10 protein-coding genes are annotated in these 7,133 nt (G+C 69.7%); 7 read left to right on the plus strand and 3 right to left on the minus strand.

Going from position 1 to position 7,133, the window contains the following annotated elements:
* The coding region (locus E1287_RS45225) for a hypothetical protein (protein ID WP_207934768.1) at positions 1-338 on the minus strand (338 nt) is incomplete at its 3' end.
* A gap of 202 nt (positions 339-540) precedes the next feature.
* Between E1287_RS45225 and E1287_RS40790 the strand changes: the two genes are divergently transcribed.
* The 3 genes from E1287_RS40790 to E1287_RS40800 all read left to right on the plus strand — a co-directional run bounded on the left by E1287_RS40790 (position 541) and on the right by E1287_RS40800 (position 3,085).
* Positions 541-774, plus strand: a complete 234-nt coding sequence (locus E1287_RS40790) for a ricin-type beta-trefoil lectin domain protein (RefSeq protein ID WP_131971101.1) — start codon at positions 541-543, stop codon at positions 772-774.
* A 139-nt stretch (positions 775-913) separates the two neighbouring features.
* Positions 914-2,113, plus strand: a complete 1,200-nt coding sequence (locus E1287_RS40795) for an FAD-dependent oxidoreductase (RefSeq protein ID WP_131971103.1) — start codon at positions 914-916, stop codon at positions 2,111-2,113.
* An 18-nt stretch (positions 2,114-2,131) separates the two neighbouring features.
* Entirely contained in the window at positions 2,132-3,085 is a 954-nt protein-coding gene (locus tag E1287_RS40800) for a sigma-70 family RNA polymerase sigma factor (protein ID WP_243719786.1), read from the plus strand.
* Between the two features lie 5 nt (positions 3,086-3,090).
* Here E1287_RS40800 and E1287_RS40805 read toward each other — a convergent pair whose 3' ends face one another.
* Positions 3,091-3,468 (minus strand): DUF4267 domain-containing protein, encoded by a 378-nt coding sequence (locus tag E1287_RS40805; RefSeq protein ID WP_131971107.1) that lies wholly within the window; start codon positions 3,466-3,468, stop codon positions 3,091-3,093.
* 108 nt (positions 3,469-3,576) lie between these two features.
* On the opposite strand from E1287_RS40805, the gene E1287_RS40810 reads away from it, so the two are divergent.
* The 4 genes from E1287_RS40810 (at position 3,577) to E1287_RS40825 (ending at position 6,087) form a co-directional block, all read left to right on the plus strand.
* On the plus strand, positions 3,577-4,158 hold the full coding sequence (locus E1287_RS40810; RefSeq protein ID WP_131971109.1) for a TetR/AcrR family transcriptional regulator: 582 nt from the start codon (positions 3,577-3,579) through the stop codon (positions 4,156-4,158).
* Between the two features lie 33 nt (positions 4,159-4,191).
* Entirely contained in the window at positions 4,192-4,806 is a 615-nt protein-coding gene (locus tag E1287_RS40815) for a class I SAM-dependent methyltransferase (protein WP_131971111.1), read from the plus strand.
* 73 nt (positions 4,807-4,879) lie between these two features.
* Entirely contained in the window at positions 4,880-5,701 is an 822-nt protein-coding gene (locus tag E1287_RS40820) for an SDR family oxidoreductase (RefSeq protein WP_243719787.1), read from the plus strand.
* 17 nt (positions 5,702-5,718) lie between these two features.
* On the plus strand, positions 5,719-6,087 hold the full coding sequence (locus tag E1287_RS40825; protein WP_131971113.1) for a MerR family transcriptional regulator: 369 nt from the start codon (positions 5,719-5,721) through the stop codon (positions 6,085-6,087).
* Between the two features lie 57 nt (positions 6,088-6,144).
* Here the strand turns inward: E1287_RS40825 and E1287_RS40830 are convergent, their stop codons facing one another.
* Entirely contained in the window at positions 6,145-6,975 is an 831-nt protein-coding gene (locus E1287_RS40830) for a hypothetical protein (protein ID WP_131971115.1), read from the minus strand.
* Between the last annotated feature and the right edge of the window lie 158 nt (positions 6,976-7,133).

The raw sequence follows: 7,133 nt of genomic DNA on the forward strand, positions 1-7,133 counted from the left end.
GGCCAGCGCCCCTCCCCCCCCCCGAAAATGGGCTGGGCGGGCAGGGTTCCCAGCTCGCGGATCCACTCGTGTGCCGCTGGTGTGGCCGCCACGAACGTCTCATCGGCTCCGACGACGAGCACACCCGGCGGCCGGTCGAGCCTGCTGGGCTCCCCGGGGACGAAGCAGGACCAGCCCGCCCCAGGCTGTTCCCGCGTCGACGGGCCCTCGACCAGCCGCTCGATAGGAGAAGGATGATCGCCGTCCAGCCGGTCGCCCAGGGTGAGTCGGCGGGCGGCCGCCGGACTGTAGCCGTGCTCTCTCGCCAGGAAACATCCAGCGCCGGTGACCGGGTCCACCGCAGCGAGCATGTACGCGGCCCGATCGCCACGGCACGGGACAGCCGTCTCCGGTGCTCACCCGACCAGTATCAGCCACGCAACGCACGCCGATACCTTCGCGCCTGCCGTCCGGCGACCGTTGAGGCTGACAGGGCGGATCACCGCCGCCTCGGCAGACCCCTCGCCTCGCCTCGTCACGGATCCCAGCGGGCGCTCGCCGATGTCTCGATCACGCCGACGGGCCGCCGACCTGTGCCTCGAAATCGCCGACGCCAACAGCGGCAACGGCGCCGCCATCAATAGCTACGCCTGCCACTTCGGAAGCCCGCAGCAGCGGCAGTTCAGTGGAGGCAGGCTGGTCAGCGGGCTCAACGACATGTGTCTCGGCGGCGGAGGCGCCGTCGTGAACTACCGCTGCGACGGCGGCGCCGGCCAGGCGTGGGAGACCTCCTGACCGGGCCGGTCTGCTGACGAAGGACGGACGCGATTGAGCCCTCAGCACTGTGACCCACGCCATAGGCGGCTCTTGTCAGGGATTGGAGCGCTGTCCCGCTCAACTCACGAAGGGCAGGACGAATCGACAGGAGCATCACATGAAGCACCGCATCGTGGTTCTCGGCGCCGGGTATGCCGGGGCCTACGTGGCCGGGAACCTGGCCCGCCGGTTGTCTCCGGCGGACACCGAGATCACCGTGGTCAACGCCGTGCCGGACTTCGTCCAGCGGATGCGGCTGAACCAGTTGGCGGCCGGTCGGGAGATCGAGGCCCCGCTGCTCGCCGACGTCTTCGCGGGCACGGGGGTTGGGCTGCGCCTGGCCCGTGTCACCGCCGTCGATCCGGAGCGCCGGGTCGTCGCCGTGGCCGATGCGGACGGCGGCGGCGAGCTCGGCTACGACACGTTGGTGTACGCGCTCGGCAGCCACGGCGCTGACCAGGGCGTTCCCGGCGTGGCCGAGCACGCCTTCGACGTCGCCGGGCGGCCCTCGGCGCTGCGCCTGCGCGAGCACCTGGACAGCCTGGACGGCCGGGGCGAGGGCGGCAAGGTGCTGGTCGTCGGCGACGGGTTGACCGGTATCGAGACCGCCACCGAGATCGCCGAAGCCCGGCCCGGACTGTCGGTGGCGCTTCTCGCCCGCGGCGAGCTGGGAGCCCGGCTGTCCGCCGGTGCCCGCGGCCACCTGCGCCGGGCCTGCGACCGGCTCGGCATCACCGTTGTGGAGCACACCAGCGTCGAAGCCGTCGAGGCGGCGCGGGTGCGGTGCGCCGACGGCACCGTCCTGGCCTCCGACGCGACGGTGTGGACGGCCGGGTTCGCGGTCAGCCCCATCGCCGCCGCGGGCGGGCTGGAGGTCACCGAGAACGGTCAGATCGTCGTGGACCGCACCATGCGGTCGGTCTCGCACCCGGACGTCTACGCCGTCGGCGACAGTGTCCACACCCTGGGCGACAACGGCTGCCGGCTTCCGATGAACTGCGGTTCGGCCGGCCACACCGGCCGGCAGACCATCGAGGCGATCGTGGGACGCCTGACCGGCCGCGAGATCGCGACCGTCAAGCTGGCCTACCGCTACAACGCCATCAGCCTCGGACGGCGGGACGGGATCCTGCAACTGATCGACGGCGCAGCCCAGGCGAAGCCGAGGTACATCGGCGGCCGCAAGGCCGTGCGGATCAAGACGGGCATTCAGAACGGGGCGCTATGGGCCACCTCGCACCCGAGCTTCGGGCTGCCCAGACGCAAGCGTCGCCTGGCCGCCGCGCCGGATGCGTCCGCCCAGATGACGGTCGCGTAGCCGCCTAGGGTGGTCCGCGTGGACAGCACCGCCACCGATCGCTTCGACACCGGTCGGTTCGAGGCCAGCCGGAACCGGCTGGCCTCGCTGGCCTATCGGCTGCTGGGCTCCGCCGCCGACGCCGAAGACGCCGTGCAGGACGCGTTCCTGCGCTGGCAGGCCGCCGACCGGCGGCGGATCAAGGCCCCGGAGGCATGGCTGACCAAGGTCGTCACCAACCTGTGCCTCGACCGGCTCCGCTCGGCGCAGGCCCGCCGCGAACGCACCGCCGGCGCCTGGCTGCCCGAACCGCTCCTGGACGGCGACCCGATGCTCGGCCCGGCCGACACCTACGAGCAGCGCGAATCGGTCTCCCTGGCCGTCCTGACTCTCATGGAGCGCCTGTCACCTCTCGAACGGGCCGTCTACCTCCTGCGCGAAGCGTTCTCTTACACCCACGCCGAGATCGCCGACATCGTCGAGATCACCGAGGCCGCGAGCCAGCAGCACCTGCACCGGGCCAGGCGCCGCATCACCGCGTCGCGTCCCCGCGGCGGCGAAGTCGACCCGGCCTCGGCCCGCAGGGTGGTCGAGGAATTCCTCACCGCCGCCGCCTCTGGCCGCACCGGACCGCTGGTGGCGCTGCTCACCGACGACGCGACCGCGATCTCCGACGGCGCCGGCCTGACCGAGACGCTGCTGCGGTACGAGACTCCGGAACGGATCGCCGCCATCGCACGGGCCGGCTTCACGCCCACGTCCGCGAAACGGCGATTCGCCGGGGGCACGCTCGCCGTCCATTACGCGCTCGTCAACGGCACCCCCGCCATCCTCTTCGTGCTCGGCGACCAGGTCGTCGGCGCCGTGACGTTCGACATCACGGGCGGCAGGATCGCGACCGTCCGCGGCATCGCCGCCCCGGCCCGCCTCGTCCGCCTCGGTAAGGCCTGGCGGCAGCGCGAACAGGACACGCCGCTCATCGCCCGGTGGTGACCCGGCTAAGCGACAAGCAAGATCACGGCGATCACCACCATCACCAGGGCGGTGGACGCGTGGACGCCGTAAGCGATCGCCTTGGGGCCGTTGCTGTGCAGCACGATCAGCGCGTCGCCCGCCGGCATGGTGGCGGCGGCCAGCATGGACCAACCCAGCAGGTGGGGTGACGCTCCGGCCAGCAAGATGAAGATGAACAGCCCCGCCGCCATGTCCCGCACGGCCTTGACCCTCAGCCATGCCTGGAAGGCGCGGTCCTGGGTCGGCGTGTCGGGGATGCCGAAGCCGGTCGCGGCCTGCGGTGCCCAGAAGGCGCGCGCGCCGATAACGATGATGCCTGCGCCGATCAACCCGGCGAGCACGTTGGCGACGTTGACGAGCATGGGGTGTTTCCCTTTCGGTAGCAGCGCGACGGATTCTAGCGGCGCTAGCAACAGTAGCGACGATAGCTCTACCCTCGACAGAATGTCTAGCGTTGCTAGGATGTCGTCATGTCCGCCATCAGCGAGCGCCGCGAACGTGAACGCGCCCATCGCCATCAGCTGATCATCACGGCCGCGCGCGAGCTCGCGGAGGCCGAAGGCTGGGAGGCGGTGACCACACGACGGCTGGCCGAACGCGTCGAGTACAGCCAGCCGGTGCTGTACAGCCACTTCAACGGCAAGGACGCCATCGTGAGCGCCGTCGCCCTGGACGGTTTCAGCGAACTAGCCGCCCACCTGCGCCGCGCGCGGCAGGCCGCCCCCGAGCCGGAGCAGGCCCTGCGGGCCGTCTGCCACGCCTATCTGGAATTCGCGACCGAGCGGCCTGCCCTGTACCAGGCCATGTTCGTCCTGCCCACCGACTTGAAGTTCGCCAGCGCCGAGACACCGCCCCCGCTACGGACCGCTTTCGGCGAGTTCGTGAGCTGCTTCCGACCGGACAACCAGCGACGCGAATTGTTCGCCGAAGTCACCTGGAGCGCATTGCACGGCATGGCCGTCCTGTCCGACAGCGGCCGCATTCCGCCGGACGCCCAGGAGGAACGGCTCGATTTCCTCGTCACCCAGATCGCCGGGACTCCAGCAGGCTGACCCGCGTCCAGGCGTGGCTCCTAGGATGATCGGATGCTTGAGGTGGGTTCGGAGTCCTACTGGAACACCAATGTCGCTCGGCATCCGGGAATTCTTCGTGCTGTGCCCATGGGATGCGGTGACGCGCTCGACGTCGGCTGCGGCGACGGTCTGCTTGCGCGGAAACTGCTCAGCCGAGCCAATCGTGTGACCGGCATCGACAGCTCACCGGAGATGATCGCCCGCGCTCGGGAACACGCCGCCGGGAGGCCGGGCCTCACAATCATGGAGGGCGACTTCCTCACCGCCGATCTGCCCACGCCAGGATTCGACTTCATCTGCTCGGTGTCGGCGATCCACCACATGGACTTCGAAGCGGCGCTGACCCGCATGCGCGGGCTCCTGCGTCCCGGCGGCACGCTCGTGGTGGTCGGCCTGGCCCGCGAAGCGTCCCCCGCCGAGTGGGCCGCGACGATCGCCGCCGCGCCCGCCGTCCGGATCACGAAGGTACTGCGCCGCGCCCACGGGCCCGACGGGATGCCTGTCGCGGACCCGCAGATGAGCTACGGCCAGGTGCGGGACGCAGCACGGCGACTCCTCCCCGGCACGCGCTACCGCCGCCACCTCCTCCGCCGATACTCACTGACGTGGCACAAGCCCGCTCACTAGCCCTTTCAACGGTCACGGTGGAAGCCGTCCGTAAAGGTCAGGGGCGGATAGCCAAGAAGAAGGCTGTGGCCGGGTGTCGGCAGGCTGCGCGGTCGGGTTGACCTTGACCCAGGGGGCAACGTTTAGCGTCCCGACCATGGAAGCTACGAGCACACTCCACGGGCGGGTCGTCCTGATCACCGGTGGCGGGACGGGGATCGGGCGCACGACGGCCCGGCAGTTCGCGGCGGCCGGGGCCGAGGTCCTGGTGGTCGGACGAACGGCCGAGCGCCTTCGGGAGACCGCCGACGGACACCCGGGCATCCGGACGTTCGCGGCCGACCTCACCGCCCCGGACGCCCCCGACGCCATCGTCGCCGCCGCGCTCGACGCGTTCGGCCGCGTCGACGTTCTGGTCAACAACGCGGCGATCATACGTCCGGCATTGCTGGAGGAAATCGACCGGACGACCGCCGATGAGCAGCTGGCCACCAATCTGGTCGGTCCAATCTTCTTAACGCAGCGGGTTCTGCCGCATCTCAAGGAGGGCGGCGCCATTGTCAATGTCACGTCCAACACGCCCAACCGCGGCTGGCCGCACAACTCCGTTTACGGGGCGACGAAGGTGGCGCTCGATTTCCTCACTCACACCTGGGCCGTCGAATTGGCGCCACGTGGCATCAGGGTGGTGTCCGTCGCGCCGGGCGTGACCGAGACGCCCGTGCTGGCGCATGCGGGATTCAGTGAGGAACAGGTCGCGGAGCGGGGGAAGGAGTTCCGCGAGCGCATTCCGCTGAAACGGATCGCCCGGCCGGAGGAGATCGCCTGGTGGATCGTGAACGTCGCCCGTCCCGAGGCCGGATACCTCAACGGTACGGTCGTCCGTGTGGACGGTGGGCTGGCCGCGAGCGGCTGAGAGGCGGAGGCGCGACGATGCTGATCGGAGAACTGGCCGACAGGGCGGGCACCACCGTCAAGGCCGTGCGGTACTACGAGCGGCGCGGCCTGCTCCATCCCCGGCGGGCGGCGAACGGCTACCGGCACTACGACGAGTCCGCGGTCGGACGCGTCGGGAACATCAGGCTCCTGCTGTCGCTCGGCCTCACGACGGACGACGTCCGATCCTTTCTTCCCTGCCTCGACCTGGACGTCGCCGGCGCCATCCTCTGCCCGGCGAGCGCCGACGTCATCACCCGGCGGCTCTCCGAGGTGGAGGAGAAGATCGCCGACCTGGACGGCGTCCGCCAACGTCTCCTCGCAGCCCTCAAAGACACCCAGGCGACCCCCGCCACCCGCTCGTAACCTTGGCGCACACCGCCTGCCAGCCCATTCGACGTGGGGTTCAGCCGCCCGGCTCGGTCACAGCCCGAGCACCCTGCCCGGTGGCAGGCGCTCCCCGATCTGCGCGTCGATCACATCATGGACCCGCCGAATCTCCCGAGCCCAGTCGGGATCACCGACATCCAGAGCGCGCTGGTCCAGCACCGCGAGGGCGACCTTCCACTGCCGGACCGTCAACGCCACCGCCGCCTCGCCCGCCGGTGCGGCGCGGGATTCGATGGCGGCACTGATCTGCAGGCAGTCCTCCACGATGTCATCGATGTCGCCGGTCTGGGTTTCCATGATCGCCATCTGGTCGACCTCCCGGCGGACGACGGTCGCCTGACCGGCGGTCATCGTCACCGCGAAGGTCTCGGTGCCGGACCGGTCGGGCCGCTCGACCGGCTGGGCATCGTCATCGAGCTGGTAGATCCACTCTCGCGCCGCCGGCGCCGGCCATAGCCGCAGCAGATGCCGTTGGCGGCGGGGGTCGAGATAACGGGCATAGAGGCGCAGCCGATAGCAGCCCTCCCCGCCTTCGAACTCCAAGGCCAATGCTTGAGACCCACTGGCCTCCAGCACCCGGAGCCGCGCCACCTCGAAAGGGACGGAAATCTCCACGACCTCCGCGAAGCCACCGCCGTCGGAGATGAGCAGCGGGGGTTCGGCATCCCATTCCTCTACGGCGATCTCGACGTCGCGAGTGGTGGTGCCTGTATCGACGAACACATCCCCCTCGAAAAAGTCGAATGTACCGAAGCTGCGCATGGTCCTGTCTGGGGCGTCAGGAACAACCTCACTGGTCGAGATTCGGTACCACGCGTCATCGATGATCTGCATCGCGGCTTCAACCCTGGCAAGCGGACCCACTGACCCCTCCTTCCCGGCAAGAAGGGCCCAGGGGAGTGTCAAGTTAACGGCTGATTTGGGGTTTGGGTGGTCAGTGGGTGGTTGGGGTGAGGCGGCCTTCGAAGGCGATCTGGAAGGCGTTCAGGGCGGGCTTCCAGCGCTGGACCCAGCGTTTCTGG

It is taken from the genome of Actinomadura sp. KC06 (assembly GCF_004348735.1).
GTDB lineage: Bacteria > Actinomycetota > Actinomycetes > Streptosporangiales > Streptosporangiaceae > Spirillospora.

Coding starts and splice junctions, on each gene's coding strand:
- E1287_RS40790 (WP_131971101.1), top strand. CDS start 541: ATGTCTCGATCACGCCGACGGGCCGCCGACCTGTGCCTCGAAATCGCC.
- E1287_RS40795 (WP_131971103.1), top strand. CDS start 914: ATGAAGCACCGCATCGTGGTTCTCGGCGCCGGGTATGCCGGGGCCTAC.
- E1287_RS40805 (WP_131971107.1), bottom strand. CDS start 3,468: ATGCTCGTCAACGTCGCCAACGTGCTCGCCGGGTTGATCGGCGCAGGC.
- E1287_RS40810 (WP_131971109.1), top strand. CDS start 3,577: ATGTCCGCCATCAGCGAGCGCCGCGAACGTGAACGCGCCCATCGCCAT.
- E1287_RS40815 (WP_131971111.1), top strand. CDS start 4,192: ATGCTTGAGGTGGGTTCGGAGTCCTACTGGAACACCAATGTCGCTCGG.
- E1287_RS40825 (WP_131971113.1), top strand. CDS start 5,719: ATGCTGATCGGAGAACTGGCCGACAGGGCGGGCACCACCGTCAAGGCC.